At 52.9% G+C, this 19,555-nt stretch carries 18 protein-coding genes, 1 tRNA gene and 2 pseudogenes; 6 read left to right on the top strand and 15 right to left on the bottom strand.

What is annotated here, in order from left to right; translation table 11 throughout:
* Positions 1 to 3: 3 nt before the first annotated feature.
* The 6 genes and pseudogenes from ACMV5I_RS13115 to ACMV5I_RS13090 all read right to left on the bottom strand — a co-directional run bounded on the left by ACMV5I_RS13115 (position 4) and on the right by ACMV5I_RS13090 (position 6,708).
* Positions 4 to 783 carry an amino acid ABC transporter ATP-binding protein gene (locus tag ACMV5I_RS13115; protein ID WP_024530900.1) on the bottom strand — a complete coding sequence of 260 codons (780 nt, stop codon included), beginning with the start codon at positions 781 to 783 and terminating at the stop codon, positions 4 to 6.
* A complete protein-coding gene (locus tag ACMV5I_RS13110) occupies positions 767 to 1,693 on the bottom strand; it encodes an amino acid ABC transporter permease (RefSeq protein WP_202809882.1) in 927 nt (308 codons plus the stop codon). Before ACMV5I_RS13110 ends, ACMV5I_RS13115 begins: the two co-directional genes overlap by 17 nt.
* Before the next feature lie 11 nt (positions 1,694 to 1,704).
* A complete protein-coding gene (locus tag ACMV5I_RS13105; protein ID WP_024486203.1) occupies positions 1,705 to 2,214 on the bottom strand; it encodes a GNAT family N-acetyltransferase in 510 nt (169 codons plus the stop codon).
* A 10-nt stretch (positions 2,215 to 2,224) separates the two neighbouring features.
* Positions 2,225 to 4,495: pseudogene (locus ACMV5I_RS13100) on the bottom strand (NtaA/DmoA family FMN-dependent monooxygenase).
* Between the two features lie 67 nt (positions 4,496 to 4,562).
* Positions 4,563 to 5,684 (bottom strand): amidohydrolase, encoded by a 1,122-nt coding sequence (locus ACMV5I_RS13095; RefSeq protein WP_414824532.1) that lies wholly within the window; start codon positions 5,682 to 5,684, stop codon positions 4,563 to 4,565.
* Positions 5,685 to 5,694: 10 nt separating this feature from the next.
* Positions 5,695 to 6,708 (bottom strand): LLM class flavin-dependent oxidoreductase, encoded by a 1,014-nt coding sequence (locus ACMV5I_RS13090; protein WP_414824531.1) that lies wholly within the window; start codon positions 6,706 to 6,708, stop codon positions 5,695 to 5,697.
* A 229-nt stretch (positions 6,709 to 6,937) separates the two neighbouring features.
* Here ACMV5I_RS13090 and ACMV5I_RS13085 point away from each other — a divergent pair, with 229 nt between their 5' ends.
* Entirely contained in the window at positions 6,938 to 7,495 is a 558-nt protein-coding gene (locus ACMV5I_RS13085) for a GNAT family N-acetyltransferase (protein WP_414824530.1), read from the top strand.
* A gap of 196 nt (positions 7,496 to 7,691) precedes the next feature.
* Here ACMV5I_RS13085 and ACMV5I_RS13080 read toward each other — a convergent pair whose 3' ends face one another.
* The 8 genes and pseudogenes from ACMV5I_RS13080 to ACMV5I_RS13045 form a co-directional block, all read right to left on the bottom strand.
* On the bottom strand, positions 7,692 to 8,861 hold the full coding sequence (locus ACMV5I_RS13080) for an aminotransferase class I/II-fold pyridoxal phosphate-dependent enzyme (RefSeq protein ID WP_414824529.1): 1,170 nt from the start codon (positions 8,859 to 8,861) through the stop codon (positions 7,692 to 7,694).
* A gap of 264 nt (positions 8,862 to 9,125) precedes the next feature.
* Positions 9,126 to 9,201, bottom strand: a tRNA-Asn gene (locus tag ACMV5I_RS13075).
* A gap of 93 nt (positions 9,202 to 9,294) precedes the next feature.
* Positions 9,295 to 10,083 carry a DgsA anti-repressor MtfA gene (gene mtfA / locus ACMV5I_RS13070; protein WP_179246558.1) on the bottom strand — a complete coding sequence of 263 codons (789 nt, stop codon included), beginning with the start codon at positions 10,081 to 10,083 and terminating at the stop codon, positions 9,295 to 9,297.
* A 314-nt stretch (positions 10,084 to 10,397) separates the two neighbouring features.
* A complete protein-coding gene (locus ACMV5I_RS13065; RefSeq protein ID WP_414824558.1) occupies positions 10,398 to 10,895 on the bottom strand; it encodes a PDDEXK nuclease domain-containing protein in 498 nt (165 codons plus the stop codon).
* 162 nt (positions 10,896 to 11,057) lie between these two features.
* Positions 11,058 to 11,436 (bottom strand): annotated as a pseudogene (locus tag ACMV5I_RS13060) (DUF1016 N-terminal domain-containing protein); the annotation flags it as partial.
* A 104-nt stretch (positions 11,437 to 11,540) separates the two neighbouring features.
* Positions 11,541 to 11,765: a YdcH family protein gene (locus ACMV5I_RS13055; protein WP_021180872.1), complete on the bottom strand. Its 225-nt coding sequence runs from the start codon at positions 11,763 to 11,765 to the stop codon at positions 11,541 to 11,543.
* 400 nt (positions 11,766 to 12,165) lie between these two features.
* Positions 12,166 to 13,095, bottom strand: coding sequence for a pyridoxamine 5'-phosphate oxidase family protein (locus ACMV5I_RS13050; RefSeq protein WP_414824527.1), 930 nt, complete (start codon positions 13,093 to 13,095; stop codon positions 12,166 to 12,168).
* A gap of 1 nt (position 13,096) precedes the next feature.
* Positions 13,097 to 13,723, bottom strand: coding sequence for a glutathione S-transferase (locus ACMV5I_RS13045; RefSeq protein ID WP_414824526.1), 627 nt, complete (start codon positions 13,721 to 13,723; stop codon positions 13,097 to 13,099).
* A 101-nt stretch (positions 13,724 to 13,824) separates the two neighbouring features.
* Between ACMV5I_RS13045 and ACMV5I_RS13040 the strand changes: the two genes are divergently transcribed.
* From ACMV5I_RS13040 to ACMV5I_RS13020, 5 genes are all read left to right on the top strand, one after another.
* Entirely contained in the window at positions 13,825 to 14,730 is a 906-nt protein-coding gene (locus tag ACMV5I_RS13040) for a LysR family transcriptional regulator (protein ID WP_414824525.1), read from the top strand.
* Positions 14,731 to 14,954: 224 nt separating this feature from the next.
* Positions 14,955 to 15,770 (top strand): alpha/beta hydrolase, encoded by an 816-nt coding sequence (locus ACMV5I_RS13035; protein WP_414824524.1) that lies wholly within the window; start codon positions 14,955 to 14,957, stop codon positions 15,768 to 15,770.
* The gene (locus ACMV5I_RS13030) at positions 15,754 to 16,125 is read left to right on the top strand and encodes a RidA family protein (RefSeq protein WP_261460798.1); all 372 of its coding nucleotides are present in this window, start codon (positions 15,754 to 15,756) and stop codon (positions 16,123 to 16,125) included. The genes ACMV5I_RS13035 and ACMV5I_RS13030 overlap by 17 nt, the downstream gene beginning before the upstream one ends.
* 189 nt (positions 16,126 to 16,314) lie before the next feature.
* Complete coding sequence (locus tag ACMV5I_RS13025; protein ID WP_414824523.1) at positions 16,315 to 17,499, top strand: aromatic amino acid transaminase; 1,185 nt, start codon at positions 16,315 to 16,317, stop codon at positions 17,497 to 17,499.
* Between the two features lie 15 nt (positions 17,500 to 17,514).
* On the top strand, positions 17,515 to 18,918 hold the full coding sequence (locus ACMV5I_RS13020; protein ID WP_414824521.1) for an amino acid permease: 1,404 nt from the start codon (positions 17,515 to 17,517) through the stop codon (positions 18,916 to 18,918).
* Positions 18,919 to 18,947: 29 nt separating this feature from the next.
* On the opposite strand, the gene paaY is transcribed toward ACMV5I_RS13020, so the two are convergent.
* The gene (paaY, locus tag ACMV5I_RS13015; protein ID WP_261155255.1) at positions 18,948 to 19,544 is read right to left on the bottom strand and encodes a phenylacetic acid degradation protein PaaY; all 597 of its coding nucleotides are present in this window, start codon (positions 19,542 to 19,544) and stop codon (positions 18,948 to 18,950) included.
* Between the last annotated feature and the right edge of the window lie 11 nt (positions 19,545 to 19,555).

Raw genomic sequence — 19,555 nt, 5'->3', positions numbered from 1 at the left:
CCCTTAAAGGACTTTAGATAAGAATTGACGGGTGCGTGGGTGCTGTGGGCGTTTGAGCACCGCCTCGCTGTGGCCTTGTTCAACGATCTTGCCATCCACCATAAACACCACCTGATCGGCGACCTCCCGGGCAAAACCAATCTCGTGTGTTACCACCACCAGCGTGGTACCGGAGCGGGCAAGCTTCTTGATAACGTCCAGCACTTCCCCCACCAGTTCTGGGTCCAGTGCAGAGGTGGGTTCATCAAACAGCATGACGCGCGGGCGCAGTGCCAGTGCACGGGCAATCGCAATGCGTTGCTGTTGGCCACCAGACAGATGACGCGGCCAGGAATCGGCTTTATCGCGCAGACCCACCACATCCAGCAGTTCAAGCGCTTGCTTAATGGCGTCCTGGCGATTCAGGTGACCATGGGCTATAGGGGCTTCAATCAGGTTTTCCAGCACGGTGAGGTGCGGGAACAGATTGAAGTTCTGAAACACATACCCCACGTTGATGCGCTGACGCAGGATCTCTTTTTCCTTCAGTTCGTAAAGCTTGTCACCTGACAAACGGTAGCCAATGTAGTCGCCATCAATCTGAATAAAGCCTTCATCAACGCGCTCAAGGTGGTTAATGGTGCGTAACAGCGTCGACTTTCCTGATCCGGACGGCCCGAGGATCACCGTGACCGACCCGGGTGGAATTTCCAGAGAAACGTTATCCAGCGCCTTATGACGGCCAAAAACCTTGCTGACGCCGGTAATGGAGATGTGGCCTTGGGTGTTATGAGATGGGGACATGGATCGCCTCCGGTGCAGATGGGGCTGGCTGATGCGATTGGCTCTGTTTGCCTGCTTCCTGATTAACGGCGGAGCGGCGTTCGCTGCGTGCCAGCCAGCGCTCGACGATGTGTTGCAGCAGCGATAGCACGCTGGTGATCGCCAGATACCAGACGGCGCCCACCATCAATAGGGGGATCACTTCCTGGGTGCGGTTGTAAATCATCTGGATGGTATAAAACAGCTCAGGCATGGCTAAGACGTAAACCATCGCTGTCCCTTTGGCGAGGCTGATAATTTCGTTGAAACCGGCAGGCAGAATGGTACGCAGCGCCTGAGGCAGAATAATACGCAGGGTACGCCGCCAGGCGGGTAAGCCTAGCGCAGCTGCGGCCTCATACTGACCGTGATCGACCCCCAGAAAACCACCGCGAATGATCTCCGCCGTATAAGCACTTTGTACCAGCGTTAATCCCACCACCGCGGTGGAAAATTGACCGAGCACGTTGATGGTGGCAAAGCTGCCGAAAGCAATATCGGTAAAGGGAATGCCAATGGAAAGCCGTTCGTACAGGTAGGAAAAGTTGTACAGAATAATCAGCACCACGATCAGCGGCAGCGAACGGAACAGCCAGATATAGCCCCATGCCAGGCTGTTTAACAGCCAGGAGGACGATAGCCTGGACAGCGCGAGCGCACCACCAATAATCAGGCTGAGTACGGTGCCGAGCAGCGTCAGCAGCAAGGTCTGCGCTACCCCCGAGAGGATCACCGGATCAAAGAACCAACGGGCAAAAACCGCCCACTCCCAGCGAGGATTGAAGGCGATCGACTGGACGACGATCGCCAATACAAACAGCGCCACGACGGCCCCAGCGGTGCGTAGCGGATAACGCGCCGGAACCACTTTAATGCTCGAAGATGAATTCATCAGTGGGCTCCTCAGGCAATATTGCTTTGACTGGCGAAGGTCAGCGTTTTGATAAAACGCAGGCGGCCGTCATAGGGCGGTACGCTGTACTCTTCATGGTCGCGGTAAATGTCGAACTGTGGTTCGTATCCTTGCCCCAGATAAAGCTGCACGGCTTCCGGCTGGCGAAATCCGGTGGTGAGATAGACGCGGCTATAACCCGCCAGCAATGCGCGACGCTCCAGTTCCCGTACCACACGGCCTGCCAGGCCCTGTTGGCGCAGTGCCGGATGTGTCCAGATGCGTTTCAGCTCTGCGGTATGCGGGTCAAAAGGTTTGTAAGCACCGGTCGCAATGATTTCGCCATCACGCTCCAGCACCAGAAATAGCCCCTGCGGCGGCAGATACCATTGCACCAGCTCGACTTCGGCGTCGCGGGAGAAATAGTCGCCATAGCGGGCGGCATATTCGCCGAATAACCCGTTGATAATCGGTTGCAACTCTTTGGCTTCAGGCGAAACATCACGAAATACGTCACTCATGTGGCCCCCCTTAATCGCCTAATCCAGCCGGGTTGATCTCAGAGGCAGAAAGGCGCTCAATGCCTTCACCCCAGCGGTTAAGCACTTTTTCATAATCCCCATTGTTGATAACGCCATTCAGCGCGGTTTGTACTGGTGCGACCAGGCCACCGTCTTTTTTCAACGTCACTGCGATATGTGCTGCTTTTGGCCAGCCACCGTCCACGCTACCGGCCAGACGGGTTTTGCCGGTGAGTGCCGCCTTCCAGGCGCCTGTCACGTTCGGGCCAAAGAAGGCATCGGCGCGGCCAGACTGCAGTGCCAGCGTTTGGGCTGCGTCATCTTTGGTATAAATCGGGGTAAAAGGTTTCAGCCCTTTTTGCTGATTTGCCTGGTTCCAGGCCAGCAGAATGGCTTCCTGATTGGTGCCAGAACCGACGATAATGCGCAGCCCGGCAATGTCTTCTGCTTTCTCTATGGCCTTGATTGGGCTGTCGGACTTGACGTAAAACCCGAGTGAGTCTTTACGGTAAGTGGCGAAGTCGAATTTCTCTTTGCGCTCCTTGGTAACGGTAATATTGCTAATAGCGGCATCATATTTGCCGGAATAAACGCCAAGTGGCCAATCCTCCCAGGAAGTCGGAACGACGTTAAGTTCCAGCCCCAGGCTATCCGCTACCAGGCGGGCGATATCGACCTCGCTGCCCAACAGCGTTTTGTTATCTTCGGCAAACACGGTCAGCGGCGGTGAATTGAGCGCTGACACCGCGACGGTGAATTTACCAGGGACGGCAAAGTGATAACCCTGCGGCAATTGGGCCACCGCTTGCGGATTGATCTTGGTATTGATCGGTGCTTTGTTCGCCTCCAGGCTGACGCCTGCGCCGTTAATCGTCACACTCTGTGCCCAGGCGGCAGGGCTAAGCGCCAGCGCCAGGAGTAATAGGGTTTTCTGCATAGCGTTGTCTCTTTTATCGTTATGGGTTTATTGCGGTGCGAACTGGTTGGCCGGCAATGTCAGACCCAGACTTTCACGCAATGTCGTGCCTGGGTATTCCGTACGGAAAAGACCGCGCGCTTGTAGAACGGGCACCACTTCATCGACAAAGCGCGGGAAGGTATCTGGCGTACCGCCCTGGATAATGAAGCCGTCTGCCGCAAAGGTGTCGAACCAGTGTTGCAGACCATCGGCAACCTGTTGTGCCGTACCGTGAAAGCGTGGGCGAGGAGTTGCGGCTTCCAGCGCTACCTGGCGCAACGTCAGGCCACGTTCGCGGGCATTACGTTTGATTTCATCGGTGGTGCTGCGAAAGCTGTTTTGCCCGAGCTCACCCACATCGGGGAAGGGCGCATCCAGCGGGTATTGGCTGAAATCGTGGTGCTCAAAATAACGGCCAAGGTAGTTGAGTGCGTCTTTGATCGAAACCAGGGCAGCGGTCACCTGATACTGGCGTTCAACATCCTCGGCATCTTTTCCGACAATCAGGCTGACACCCTGAAAAATATGCAGTTCCTCCGGGCGGCGGCCAAAGCGCTCAAGCTGGCTTTTTACGTCACGATAAAACTCCTGTGCCGCCTCCAGCGTTTCATGGTGGGTGAAAATAGCATCGGCATGGTGTGCCGCTAATTTCTTTCCATCATCCGAAGCGCCAGCCTGAAATATAATGGGTCGACCTTGTGGCGTGCGGCTAATATTCAGCGGGCCAGCCACCTGGAAAAAGTCGCCGTGATGATCCAGAGTATGTAATTTGGCGGGATCAAAATATTGGCCGGTGGCTTTATCGCGAGTAAAGGCATCTTCTTCCCAAGAATCCCAAAGCCCTTTTACTACATCCAGATATTCATCGGCGATGCGGTAACGCAATGCATGCTCAGGGTGCTTTTCGCGGGAAAAGTTCTTCGCCGATCCCTCCAGCGGTGAGGTCACCACGTTCCAGCCAGCTCTGCCGTTGCTGAGATGATCAAGGCTGGCAAACTGGCGCGCCACGGTGAAGGGTTCACTGTAGGACGTCGATACGGTGCCCACCAACCCCAAACGGCTGGTAATAGTGGCGAGCGCAGATAATACCGTCAGTGGCTCAAAGCGATTCAGAAAGTGCGGTATGGATTTCTCATTAATATATAAGCCGTCAGCCACAAACAGGAAATCAAGCTTTCCCTCTTCGGCCTTGATGGCCGTGTTTTTGACGAAGTCAAAATTAATGCTGGCATCTGCCTGTGCTGCCGGGTGTCGCCATGCGGACATATTGCCAGATGCGCCGTGTAATATTGATCCCAAGCGTAGTTGTCGGTTTAAAGACATGTTTAACCCTCATTTTCAGACAATGGATATCTCTAGGGATATATTCCCAAGGAATTGATTAACTCTGTCAGATAGCTTGCAGTGCTTTTTCGGCCAACGCCGAAAAATAGCGTGCGGCGTCTTCAATCATGGCTTCATCAGGGCTAAATGCCGGATGATGCAGGCCGTATTCACTGGCGCTGCCGATGCTGACAAACGCCCCGGGGATCTGGTGCAGATAGGCGGCAAAATCCTCGCCCCCCATATGCAAGGCGGCGGTCTGGGTTTGATATCCTTCTGCCTGGGCAACTTCGGTCGCAAAGGCTGCCCATTTTTCGTCGTTGATCAGCATGGTCGGCCCGGGAAACCACGTCACCTCAATCTCTGCACCGAAAGCGGCAGCCAACCCGGCTGCGATCTGGCGGATATGCCCTTCAATCTGGCGCTGTACATCGGCAGAGTGCGTGCGTATCGTACCCTCTAGCTCAACCTTTTCGGGTAACACGTTCCAGGTATTACCACCTTGAATACGGGTAACGCTGACAATGGCGGATTCCAGCGTATCAATGTTGCGGCTGGTGATGTTCTGGAACGCCGTCACCAGTTGGCTGGCCAGCACGATCGCATCCACGCCCTCATGCGGGCGTGCCGCATGGGCTCCCTTGCCCTTTACGCCAATCACGAAGCGATCAACGTTGGCATAAAAGGGGCCTCCTCTGGTGGCAAAGGTTCCCACCGGCAGACCGGGTTCATTGTGCATGCCAAAAATGGCGCTTACGCCATGCAGAACGCCAGCCTCTATCAACATTCTGGCACCCGTGAAGTTTTCTTCCGCAGGTTGAAACAGCAACCGCACCCGGCCAGTCAGTTGCGTTTCACGTGCTTTCAGCAGCAATGCCGCTCCCAGGATCACACTGCTGTGAACATCATGTCCGCAAGCATGCATGACGCCTTTATGTCGTGAACTAAAGGGGGCGCCAGTGGCTTCTTCAATCGGCAATGCATCAATATCGGCACGTAAAGCGATGACTTTCTCGCCCTTGCCGACCTCGGCCACGACACCCGTAGCGAGATCATACGGCAGCAGACGCAGCCCAGCGGATTCGAGCCAGTGGCGCAGCCGTGCGGTGGTGGCTATTTCCTGCCCGGAAAGTTCCGGGTTGCGATGCAGCTCGCGCCGCCAGTCAATCAATTGCTGTGCAAATGTCATCTTTTACCCTTTAGACGGATTCATTTTCGGTGGCGTAGTTCGCAATACCTTCCGCGAGCAAGCGTAATGAAGCGATCCGCGCGGCTCCCTCGGCGATCGGGGTATCAATGATGAATTCGTCGATTCCAAACGCCTGCTGCAAGGCGGAAAGCTCCGCATGAACGGATGCGGTGGTGCCTTTGATCAGCGAACGGGTACGCTGTTCAATCAGACGGGCAGGGCTACCCGCCTGGCGGGCAAAGGCCTGGGCCTGAGCCTCACTTGCCACGGTCACTCGCTGACCATTCTCAAGCTCAACCCCCCATATCTCCACCTGAGCCGCCAGCTCAGTTGCTTCGGCTTCGCTCGCGGCGACAATGACCTGCACGGCCACCAGCGTGTCGCGATGGCTATGGTCTCGCCAGGTAGTAATGACTTCTCTCATCAGGGATTTATCGCCATTAAGATGAGCCGCGAAAACGAAGTTCCAGTCCAGTTGTGCTGCCAGCAAAGCGCTCTCGTTGCTGGCTCCTAGCAGGAAACGGTCTGCAACATGCGGCGGGATGGGGGTGGCTTGTAGTGCATCATCACCTTCGTCTGCGGCAGGCAAGGAGAGCCAGTTATCAAGCTGCGCAAGCTGCTCGGCAAACGAACCTTTCTCTTGCTGATGAAGACCTTGTTGCAGTGCCCGTGTTGCCAATGGCAACCCGCCAGGGGCCTTGCCTACGCCAAGATCGATACGGCCAGGTGCCAATGAGGCCAGCAGGTTGAAGTTTTCAGCCACCTTATACGGGCTGTAATGCTGTAGCATCACGCCGCCTGAACCGACGCGGATATGGCGAGTCTGGCCCAGGATCCAGGCAATAACCAGTTCTGGTGAAGGGCTGGCGAGGTGAGGGCTATTGTGGTGCTCAGCAATCCAGAAGCGATGATAGCCCCAGGCTTCGGCCTGTTTTGCCAAGTACAGCGTGCGCTGTAAGGCATTAGACGCGGTTTCCGTTGCTGCAACCGGGCTTTTATCAAGCAGGCTGATTCGATAAGACATGTCATGCACTCGTTCCAATTAACATGGCTTCATTATTGGAACGCCGGGCAGGCTGGGGGAAACAATTTATTTACATTTGGTTAGCTAAATAGCGGGAAAGCATCAACAATAAAACCCATCATCAGGTGACGCAGTTGTCAACTCCTAACGCCGATTTATTCAACAAAGTCGCATGTATCTTGAAAATTATCGGGTATATTATAAATTTGACAATACCAAGGGGTTAAAAATGAGCAATCCATACAAAGAATGTAAAACGTATGAAACATCTAATTTTATTATACGTCTTATTACAATGGATGATGCAGAAGGTTTGTTAAAATGTTATTCGGATGTAAATTCCAGGCCTTATTTCAATTCGGATATGTGTACGGGAAATTTCAATTTTAATACGATAGAAGAAATGAAAAATTCAATAATAGGTTGGCTTGGTTGCTATGAGCGTGAGGAGTTTGTAAGGTTTTCAATTGTGAATAAAGAAGAAAACCTTGCGGTAGGGACTATAGAAATGTTTGGGGCGGTTGGTGTTTATAAGGTTAATACGGGGGTTTTGAGATTGGATATATTGTCACGTTATGAAAATGAAATGTATCTAAGTGAAATATTTTCCTTGTGTCTTGACGGTTTTTTTGAAGATTTTGAGGTTGAAAGAATAATCACGAAGGCAATTCCGTTAGCTAAAGAAAGGATTGGCTCGCTTGTGGGTCTTGGGTCTGAAAAATATGAATCTCCAGATAGGGAGAATTACTATGCACTGTCTAAAAAGACAACCGTTTTAAACGGCTAATATTGTAATATTTATCATTAAGATGAATTTTTGCGGCTAAAGTGTATAGGTTATAAAAGTAATATATGTTAAAGGTCATTGAGTTATACACATTTACATGGTCAGAAAAGCCAGTGAAGCCGGGACCACCCAGCACCCGTCGTAGATGGGGAAATCTGGCCCAGGAGCAATAATCTGATTGCTTCTGGGCCATTCGTTATATCCAGCCTCTGGAACGGAAGTCGAGCATGGTTTTTGCAACAAACGCCATTTCCTGAGGTGTCCCTAGCGAGATTCGGCACCAACTTTGCGCCGGTGGAAATGCCCGACCAATTAGAATCCCTGCATCTTTCATGTGCTGCTGATAGTCTTTCAGCGGTACATCCAGCTTATGAAATACAAAATTTCCTTCGGAAGGCAGGTAAGGAATTTTCAGCGTATCCAGGGCCTGTAGCAAAATTTGTCGCGAGGTATCATTGCTTTTTTTACTGTAGCGGATGAAAGCTTGATCATCCATTGAAGCTAAAGCGGCATCTACCCCGCAGAAGTTGATCTTTTCTCCTGCAACATAATTTTCAAGACGGGCAATCACTGTCGGGTGTGCTACAACATAACCGACACGCATTCCGGCCATGGCAAAAATCTTCGAAAAGGTTTTCAACAGAATCACATTATCGGCACCTTGTTTTACCAAGGGTGAAACTGAACGAAAACGGGGGTCGTTAACAAACTCTGCATAGGCTTCATCAACAATAAATATCGTATTAGCCGGTTTGCTATTAATCCAGGGTTCGATCAGATCGGCCGGAGTAATCGTTGCAGTCGGATTGTTGGGGTTGACCAAATAGACTAGCGATGGGCCTTTATGCTTTTCTACGGCTTGTTTTAATCCATTGATATCAAATTGCCAACCATCAAGCATCGGTACTTTTGTGATTTTCATACCCGCAATGACGGCGAAATGTTCACCGTCGCTGTAAGTCAGCTCCGGGATCACCAACTGTGAGTCCGGTGTGGCATACGCTTCTATCGACGCACGTATACCTTCTGAAGAACCCGCTGTCAGTAAAATGCCAGTTTCTGGTATCTGATACTGATTGGCTAGCTTGTGTCTTAGGGTGATTATTTCTTCTTTTGCATAACGATTGGCTTTGGTGACGGCATCACGTGCGGCAGCCTGTGCTTTGGGTGACATACCGAGCGCATTTTCGTTAAAGTTAATACGAATGGGGTTATCGGCAGTAGGAACCGCGAAGGTATCACTTGCGGGTAGTTTTTCTGCCAATGTAGGGTGGCTAAGGCTTGCCAATGTGGCAGTGCCAGCTAGAGCTCCCGAGAGTTTTAAGAATTGGCGACGCTGTGCATTTACCACAGTGTGTGTTGACATAACGTTTTCTCCTTGTCGTAAAATAACTGCAAGGCGATCACGCAGGAATCATGCCAGTTTTCAACTTGTTGATTTATTAAAATTTATAATATCAGGCACCCTATAATGCACCACGTTGAACGCAAGATTGCACCATGATGCATGTAAATTCAGACTTCCCGATGGTGCCAGCTTGCCCGCGGCATAGGTGATTCGATTCGGGGTGGCATGGCTTCACAGACAGCAAAAAGCCCGCTTAGTTGCCTAAGCGGGCTTTTCTAAATATGGCTCCTCTGACTGGACTCGAACCAGTGACATACGGATTAACAGTCCGCCGTTCTACCGACTGAACTACAGAGGAATCGTCTGAACGGGGCGCATCATATCCAGCCGTGCAGATCGTGTCAACGCAAAATTGATTCTGGGAGTGCGACAGCTCATCATCTGAGCAAACTCAGTCCCGTTGTGGCTCGCTGTCTGCATACCAACGCTGCAAACGGGCCAGGGGGTTTTGTTTGTAGAAGCGGCAGAAATGCTCGTACAACTCAGGAAAGCGGTTGGCCAGCAGTTCAGGGGCACTAAAAAAGTACTCGGAAAGCACGGCAAAGCACTCTGCCGGATCGCTGGCGGCGTAGGCATCCATGCTGGCAGCTTCTTCACCCACCATATCGATTTCATCCTGCAGGTTTTCCATCGCGGCGTGTAAATCGTATTCCCAAGCGGCGATATCGCGCAGCGGGATTGGGGGCACGCCGGTAGCGGTGCCACCGTTACGCATATCCAGCTTGTGCACTGCTTCATGGATCACCAGGTTGAAGCCGGAAAGGTCGAAGGAGTCTTGCACGTCTAGCCAGTTGAGCACGATAGGCCCCTGTTCCCAGCTTTGGCCTGCTTGCACCACCGGCCCGGAATGCACCAGACCAATATCATCCTGCCATTCATCTTCCACCACGAAGGGGGTTGGATAGAGCAGGACTTCGTTAAAACCGTCCAGGCACTCTGCCCCCAGTTCCATTACCGGCAACGCAAACAGCAGGGCAATACGCGCCTGCATCAGGGATGTCAGTTCCAACCCTTGTAAAGGCACGATACGTTTATTTTGCAAAATCTGGCTGGCAACTGCCACCAAACGCCGCTGCTCTTGCTCATCCAAAGGTGAGAGCAGGGGGATGGACAGGGCTTCCTGCCAGTCGGCAAACGTTTCCGCCTGCGCTTGATTTGCTTTCCACGGCCATTTAATCATTGCGTTGCTCTAAGGGTCACTGGAACATTCGGCTGGGGCTGATAATGTCAACATGCCGCAAAAGGGGGCACTATAGCAAGCGTTTCACGCAGAGCCGCCGGAGTGGCTGAACGCGACGGCCTTGCAAACCGTCTCAAGGCTACCCGCTATGCGGATTAAAACCTTGCTCTGCGCTACTATTCAATCACTTACGCTTAAGTTTGTCTGTGATCAAACGCCCACATAGCAAACCTGCGTAGAAGTTGAATCCACATTTTCAGGTTGATGGAAAAGTGGCAATGTTGCTGAATTTGTAGGGGCGAGCATGTTATCTCCTAGCTAACATGAGGAGGCAGACCTTTTTCTACACGTTCACGAGCCAACGTAACTGCGCGATGTAATTGCGCCTGCATCAATTTCATATCAGGAATGTGGCTAAGGTATTCGGCTACACGGATATTGGCGTTGTTCACATCCATTAGCTCCACTTGTTCAGCATTGGCGTCTGCACACAAAATTAAACCGATGGGTGATTCTTCGCCCGGTGTACGGTCGTATTTATCCAACCAGCGTAGATACAACTCCATTTGTCCTTTGTGAGCGGGTTGAAACTTCTCCAGTTTCAGCTCAACGGCAACAAGGCGGCGCATATGTCGATGATAAAACAGCAGGTCGAGATAAAAATCATCCGAGCCAACAGTAATACGTTTTTGTCGCGCAACAAAAGTAAAGCCTACGCCCAGTTCTAACAGAAAATGCTCCATCTCGCGCAGGATCGCAGTTTCAAGGTCACGTTCATTGTAGCCTTCAGGAAGCCCCAGAAAATCCAACATATACGGATCACGAAAAACCATGTCAGGGGTCATCTGTCCACCCGAACGCAAGTGGCTGATTTCGGCCTGCACCACCAGTTCTGGTTTTTTTGCAATGGCCGAGCGTAGATATAGTTGACTACCAATGCGTTCACGCAAAGTGCGCACGCTCCAGCGCTCAATGCGACACATCTCGGCATAGAACTCTCGTTCTAGGGATTGTTTTAGCGGTAGGATCTCGACAAAGTGGCTCCAACTCAATTATTGAGATAGTTGAGTAACGATCTGTTCGTCAGGGAAGGTGTCAGCAAATTGCATCATACGGCGTAAACTTTTCTCACCAAAGCCCTTGCCGTAGTCATGTACCAATTGTCGCGACAATTGCTTCACCATATTCTGCTCGCTCATCAAACAGCACTTCGCGTTGGATCCGCTGCCCGATTCGCCAATACAGCATCGTCAGCGTGCTGTTTGTTGTCTTCGAAACATATTGTCGTGCTTGATCAATCAAACCGCGCAATTCAGAAAGCAAGACAGCATCATCTGGCTTTGCGATAGCCATTATCAGCTCCTCTCAGCGTAAAAATTTAGCAGTGGTATAGCCAGTGCGACATTTAATTTTGCCGCCTCCGGTGATCCCCGCAGTAGCGCGGGGATCGGCGTGCGCTACTTGGCTGCGGCTTCCTCTGCCTTTAGTATTTTGTGTAACTCATCCTTGATATGTAGCTTCTCTTTTTTCAAGCGAACCACCTCGTCAGAGTAGCCGTTGCCTGCTGGCCCTTCTAACCTGGAGATTTGGTGGTCGAGTTGGTTGTGCTTATCAAACAATGACTGGAAGCGGGGGTGGCTTGATTTCAGGTGCGATATTAACTCACGGTATTCTGGAAACATACTCAAGCTCCTTTGAGTCAAACTGTGTACTGGAGGGCTTCTCCACTTTCACTGTAACGCAGCGTGGGTATTATTAAAATGGCGCTAGCTAGCAAAAACAGCAACTGCTGTGCAGATTAATGACAACGTGGCAATATTGCTGAATTGGTCGGGATCTATCTATACGAGTATTTGCTAACCCATTGATTATCCAGACGGGCGCAGCATGCAGCGCCCCTACGTTGTAAGCCCGGTGAGAGTTTGTCAGCAGTCTCAACAGCAACTGCTGTTCAGATTGACGACAAAGTGGCAATGCTGCTGAATGGGAGGTAGGCGCAGATCTTCGACCGTAGGGGCGCCGCATGCTGCGCCCGCTGTAAGCCTGGTGAGGGAATATCAGCAGCCTCAACAGCACCTGCCGTTAAAACTGGTTTTCAGCGTGATTTTGCCAAATGCCCGTGCGTAACGTTGCTGGAGAGAACTCAACGTTTCTGCCGCGCCAGCCCAGTGCCTGGCGAAAACGCCACGCACTGGTGATATCAAATCGCCAGTAGCGCTCGGCTCCTTCGACGGCTGCATTTTCTGCCTGCCATAAGATCTGGGTTTCCCCTTGTAAATGTAGAATGTCCCCGCGTGCAAAATCGATAAACAACAGCGCCGCCCTCGGCTGTGCCAGCAGGTTTCCTAGCGTATTCATATAACGGTTACCGCGAAAATCCGGTATCCACAGGGTTTCGCCAGCCAGATGGATGAACCCAGGCTTACCGCCGCGATGCGAGATATCCACGCCACCTTGCGCTGAATCACCGTGGGCATAGCTGGCCACAAAGCAGGTATCTGCCTGTTGGATCAACTGCCGGGCCTGATCATCTAACGAACTCAACTGCTCAATGGGATCAGCAACGCTCGGCTCGGCGAACAGCTCCCGCCGTTGAATGTACTGCGGGCAGTTGCCAAAGCTTTGTTGCACCACAATCTCCACGCGGTTTTTATCCGTGCGGCTAATGATGCCGTTAACCCGGTTGCGCCTGCGGTTACTGAAATCTAGCCCCAATGCGCCGACAGGCTGGCCGGGATAGAGCGCTGCCTGAGCGGGATCGTCCGCCCGGCGTGGCGAAACGATCCGCAAATGTGTTTCATCTGGCGAGCGCAAAAAACCGGCGGGGCCACTGAACAATGTTGCAACCGGCCATTGCCGCTCATCCAGTGTGGCAACAAACAGGTAGGGCAGGTGACCGAAGAACTCGCGATGTTGATCAGGCATGGCGGTATAGATATTCCCGCTCACCGCATCAAAACCGGCCAGATCCTGCGCCAACTGCTCATCGGGATGAAACATGGAGGGAGACATGTTATTGGCCTACAGCCTGGTCAGGCAGGGGTAACGCAGGCATAGGGAAGAACCCGGGCAGCGCGGAAATACGATCTAGCCAGTGCTGGATTGCCGGGAAGGGCTTGAGGGAAAGCCCACCTTCCGGGGCGACCGCCACGTAGCTGTAACAGGCCAGATCGGCAATCGTCGGCAAAGAAGTTGCCAAAAACTCGCGTTCTGCCAAGTGTTGCTCTAACTGGGGTAAAAAGCGTGTGCTGATGGCTTGTGCAGATTGGTAGTTCTCTGGCGCAGAAAATTGCACCACCATCCGACAGGATGCGGGGCCATAACGCACCTCTCCGGCCGCTTTGGAAAGCCAGGCTTGGACTTGGGCGGCCGCCAACGCATCTTCTGGCAACCAGTGGCTATCCGGCGCATAGCGTTTCACCAGGTACACCATGATGGCGTTGCTGTCGGTCAATACCTGCTCATCGGCCAGCAATACCGGGATCTGCCCAACGGGATTAAGCCGAAGGAACGCCTCGCTTTGGCGCACCGTGGCCGGGGCTTCGCAATACTCATAAGGCAGATCGAGCATCCGTAGCAGCAGCTCGACGCGGTGGCAATGGCCAGAGGCCGGGGTGCCGTATAGTTTCAACGTTTGCATGGTGAGTCTCCTTTATGGTCTTGCTGACCAGAATACTCTTGCGCCAGATGATGGGTATCCGGGAAGATGGCAATTGATAATTTCACTTGGCGGAATAATCTATGGATCGTTTGGACGAGTTGGCGATTTTTGTGGCGGTGATCCAGCAGGGGAGTTTGGCCGGTGCGGCCCGTAAGCTGCGCCGTTCCGCTCCGGCGGTGACCCGAGCTATCGCTTCTTTGGAGCAGCGGTTGGGGGCGCGGCTGGTGGAACGCACTACCCGGCGTCTGGCACCCACGGAAGCCGGGCTGCGGTTAGCCGAACGCGCGCGTGCTCTGTTGCATGACTATCAAGACGCGGTAATGGATACCGCGGAGGCTCAACTGAGCGGGCTGCTGCGTATTACTTCGCCGGTGCAGTTTGGGAGCAAGCACGTGGCACCCATGGTGATGGCTTTTCTCGAACGTTACCCGCAAATCCAGATCGACATGCAGTTAAATGACCGCAACCTGGAGCTGATCGATGAAGGGCTGGACGTGGCGGTGCGCATCGGGCATTTACAGGACTCCTCCAAGGTGGCGCGTAAGCTCGGAGAGGTGACACGCATCACCGTGGCTAGCCCAGCCTATCTGGCGCAACGCGGGGAGCCGCTGGAACCGGCGCAGTTGAGCGATCATGACACTATTGTTGGCACTCTGCGCCCGACGTCAGGTGAATGGCGCTTTGGGCCTAACGAAAACGGTGAGCGAATACGCTTGACGCCGCGCTTGTTGTTGAACGAGGTGGAAACTCAACTGTTGGCAGTGCGGGCAGGAAAGGGGATTGCCCGGCTGCTGTCTTATCAGGTGGCGGACGATCTGGCCAATGGTACGCTGGTGCGGTTGTTGGCCGCCTACGAGCCCCTGCCAGTGCCGGTGCAACTGGTGGCGAATAACGTGCAATACATGCCGCTGAAGGTGCGCACCTTTTGGGATTACGCCTATCAGCACCTGAGCCAAATTGCGCAAATACAACCGGCTCGCCTGTAGGGGCGCCGCATGCTGCGCCCACTGATCCTTTATCCTCAATTTATTTTCGAGTTTCATGGATGAAACTTTAAAATAACCTCAAAATGTTTAACCAGTGAAACTTATTGCCCGAAAAAATAAATTTATCTCGCCGATCACGCATTGCTGCATTCGCTATCTTGACAATATTTTAACATGTTGCTAATAGTTAACTCACATCTTAAATAATAAACAAAGTTTAATATATGAAACTTCTAGCGGGCAGTTACGATAACGCAACGACGGTGGCTGATGAAAACGAGATCCTGCTCTCATTTCAATCCCGCAGTCAGCGAGTTTACCAACAGCAACGTCATGAGTTGAATATGGCTTATGGGGATGCACCGCGTGAAGTTTTTGACTGGTTTTATTCAACTGAAGAATATAAAGGCACGATAATATTTATTCACGGCGGCTATTGGCAATTTTGTGATAAACAGGATTTTGCTTTTATTGCCAGTACGCCATTGTCATTAGGTTTTGATGTGGTGCTGGTGGAATATGCTTTGGCACCAGTAGTTAACCTGGCCGATATTTGTCAGCAAATTGGGGTAGCGCTGGATGCCATTGAGCGGCGGCTGAAGCCGCGTGGCGATAAACCGGTTTATCTCACCGGTCATTCTGCCGGTGGACATTTGGCGGCGTATTGGCAACACCATCCGCTGGTGCAGGCAGTGTTTCCCATCAGCGGTATTTTTGAGTTGCAGCCGCTGCTGGCGAGCTACGTAAACCAGCAGCTAAAGCTGACCAGCGAGCAGATAGAGGCCTTAAGCCCGGCGCGTAATATACCGCTATCTTTGAAGCCCATGGTGCTATTTTACGGCGCGGCGGAACTGCCGGAGCTGATTGGGCAATCGCTTTATTATTATTCCGCATTGCGGGCGCAGGGGCTGCCGGTTAGCCGCTATGCGCTCCCCGGTGCTAATCATTACAGCGTGCTGGATGCGGTCTTTGCTGCCGATGGCGCTTTGCACCGTTTCCTGCTTACCGATGGAGAGTATCTTGATGCGCACAGTCATTGAAACCGGCCTGCCGGAGATCGGGCAACCTTTTTCCTGGGCGACCAAAGGCGGCGGGATGTTATTCACCGCCCATGGTCCGGTCCGCCAGGATGGCACTATTGAAACCGGCGACCCGGAAAAACAAATCACGCTGACGTTTGATAATTTAGCCACCACGCTGAAGGCTGCTAATAGCCATAGCGATAATGTATTACAGGTTATTGTTTATCTTACCGATGTTAATGACGTTAAGTTGCTCGATCAAATCTACCAACAGTATTTTAATTATCCGTATCCCAACCGCTCAACGGTGATTGTTGATAAATTGGTGGTGCCAGGGATGAAAATAGAAATCACCGTTAGCGCTGTCGCTTAATTAACAATTAAATTTAAATATTAAATACCCTATGAATTTCAAGTTACAGCTAGGCGACAAGTGCGTGTGTCCCCGGGAGTTTACTTAAGTAAGTGACCGGGGCTCACGCACGCAGATAACAACGCTGTAGCTTGAAAGGCGACGGGTATTCACCTGCTGATTCATTACATAATGAGTTAAGGATAATCTATGTTCGCACATATTACCCCGTCAACGCCCGATCCTATTATGTCACTGATGGAAGCCTATATGCAGGATGCTAATCCGCAAAAGGTTAACTTGGGTATTGGTCTGTATTACGATCATCAGGGTAATATTCCCCTGATGCAGGCCGTACATATTGCCGAACAGCGTTTACTGGAACAACAGCGGGCACATACTTACCCACCAATCGAAGGTTCTGCACTATTTGCTCGCCAGATCCAGACGCTGCTGTTTGGTGAACCGGCGGACCGTATTGCCACGGTACAAAGCGTGGGTGGCTCTGGCGCGCTGAAGCTGGGGGCAGATTTTATTTATCACTATCTGGCGCGCCGTGAAATCTGGGTTTCCGATCCTACCTGGGCCAACCACTGGGCGATCTTCGAAGGGGCTGGCTTGAAGGTGAATACCTACCCGTATTTTGACGATGCGTCTGGTCAACTGCGTTTTGAAGCCATGCTCGACACGCTCTCTGCCTTGCCGGAAGAGGCGGTGGTGCTACTGCATCCTTGCTGCCATAACCCCACCGGCACCGATCTCAACCCATCACAATGGCAGGCAGTGATCGAGGTGGTGCAACGGCGTCGGCTGCTGCCTTTCTTTGACATCGCCTATCAAGGCTTTGGCGATGGGCTGGATGAAGACTGCTTCGCGCTGCGGGCGATGTTGAAAACCGACGTGGATTTTCTGGTCAGCAACTCTTTTTCCAAGAACGTGGCGCTGTATGGCCAGCGTTTAGGGGGGCTATCGGTGCGCTGTGCTACGGCCGAGGCGGCGGTGAACGTGAAAGGCGCATTGAAGACGCTGATCCGCCGCAGTTATTCCTGCCCGCCGACTCACGGTAGCCAGATTGTGGAAACCCTGCTGGCAGACCCACAGCTATATCAACAGTGGGCCAGTGAGTTGACTACCATGCGCCAACGCATCAAACAGATGCGCGTTGGCCTGGCTGCTGGCCTGGAGCAGGGCGGTACCACGCTGGACTACACCCGTATTCGCGATCAAAAGGGCATGTTCAGCTACACCGGGTTGAATGAACGCCAACTCGGTCAACTGCGGCAGCAATATTCCATTTATCTGGTGGCGCCCGGCAGGATGTGTCTGCCTGGCCTGAACCAGCAAAACCTGGACTATGTGACCGCCGCCATCCTTGACGTTACCCGTACCGCATAGAAAAGGTGAGCAACCATGAAAGATGCGAAACGTTTTGACGCTATCGCCCAGCGGCAGGATGGGCTGAAAAAACACCTGACCGCCGGGCAGATGTCGATGCTGGCGATCGGTGGGGCCATCGGTACCGGCCTGTTTCTGGGGAGTGCATACGCGATCCAGATGGCTGGGCCAAGCGTACTGCTGAGCTATTTTATCGGCGGGGTGATTGCGCTGCTGCTGATGGGATGCCTGGCGGAAATGACCTCCGAGCACCCAACCCCAGGGTCGTTCGGCGATTATGCCGAGTTCTATCTCAGCCCGCTGTTTGGCTTTCTGGTGCGCTATTCCTATTGGTCTTGCGTGGTGTTGGCGGTGGGCACCGAGGTGACCGCCATCGGCATGTATATGCAGTTCTGGTTCCCTGGCACGCCGATCTGGCCGTGGGTGCTGTTGTTCTCTGCGGCGGTGATCGTCGTCAACGTGGTTGGGGTCAAGTCTTTTGGCCAGGTGGAGTACGCTCTCTCTACCGTCAAGGTGGTGGCCATTTCGGCGTTTATCATGATTGGTATCGGCATCCTGGCGTTTTCCGCCAACCCGACCTTCGGCATCCGTAACTTCACTGACAACGGTGGCTTCTTCCCGTTCGGGGTGAAAGGCATGTGGTTTGCGGTGATCGTTTCGATATTCAGCTATCTGAGTATTGAGATGATCGCGGTTGCCGCAGGGGAAGCGAAAAACCCGGTGGTTGCCGTGAAAAGCGCCTTCAAAGGCACCATTCTGCGGCTGTTTATCTTCTATATGATGTCGATAGCGCTGATGCTGGCCATCGTACCGTGGCGGCAGTATGGCACCGGTGAAAGCCCGTTCCTGGTGGCGATGAACGTGATCCATCTGCCTGCCGCCGCCGGGATATTTAACTTTGTGGTACTGATAGCGGCACTGTCTGCCATGAACAGCCAGCTGTATATCACCACCCGCATGATGTTTTCACTGTCCCGTGCCGGGCAAGCTCCGGCGGCGCTGGGGAGGCTTAGCAAACGGGGTATTCCGGTCAATGCGTTGGCGCTCTCCTGCGTGGGGATTATTGTCTCTATCGTGCTAAGCATTGCCGCCCCAGAGAAATCGTTCGCGGTGATGATGTCGATCTCGGTGTACGGTGCCTGTTTCACCTGGCTGATGATCTTTGTTACCCACCTGTTCTTCCGCCGCCAGCATACGCAGACGCATCTCAAGTTCCGCATGTGGGGTTATCCTTACTTTACCTTGGCGGGGGCGCTCCTGATGGCCGGGCTAATGATAACTACGCTATTCACCGACTTCTTTAGAATGACGCTGTGGTTTGGCATTCCCTTCACCGCGCTGTTGATCGCCATCTATTTCTACAGTCGACGAGGGCAGGCATCGGTTGCAACTGAAGCACCGGTACAGGGTATGGAGTAATGTTGACCGGGCTGCGGCCCGGCCAAGCACTAAAGCTGGCTTTTGGGGATGATGTGGTCGCCGAAGTTCAGACGTTGGCGGCCTGGCTCTGGTTCAGTAAGAGGGGCCACTTCTCTCAGGCTGTTTTTGCAGCGTATGACCAATTCCTGATACTGGAGCGTGCCAGTACGTTTCCAGGCTAACTCCTGTTCAGTCAGTTCGCGGATCACCCTTGCCGGGCTGCCGATCACCAGTTGGTTGGCGGCAATCTCCGCGGCGGCCTTGACGAAGGAACCCGCGCCGACAATGGAGTTCTCACCAATGACCGCACCGTCCATGATGACGGCATTCATGCCAATCATCGCGTTACGGCGCACGCGGCAACCGTGCAAAATGGCGCTGTGGCCGATATGCCCATCTTGTTCCACTACCGTATCCTGTAATGGGAAGCCGTGCATCACGCAGTTATCCTGCACGTTGGCACCGTCTTCGACCACAATGCGCCCAAAGTCGCCGCGCAGGCTGGCATTGGGGCCGATGTAGACGCCTTTGCCGATAATCACGTCGCCAATCAGGACCGCAGTGGGGTGAACATAGCTGCTGGGATCGACCACCGGCGTCAAACCGTCAATCTGATACACGGGCATAGCACAAACTC

Origin of the sequence: Serratia sp. T13T92 (assembly GCF_047530105.1) — a bacterium.
GTDB lineage: Bacteria > Pseudomonadota > Gammaproteobacteria > Enterobacterales > Enterobacteriaceae > Chania > Chania fonticola.
The sequence above is the reverse complement of the archived record's forward strand: the minus strand, read 5'-3'. Positions and strand labels throughout refer to the sequence as shown.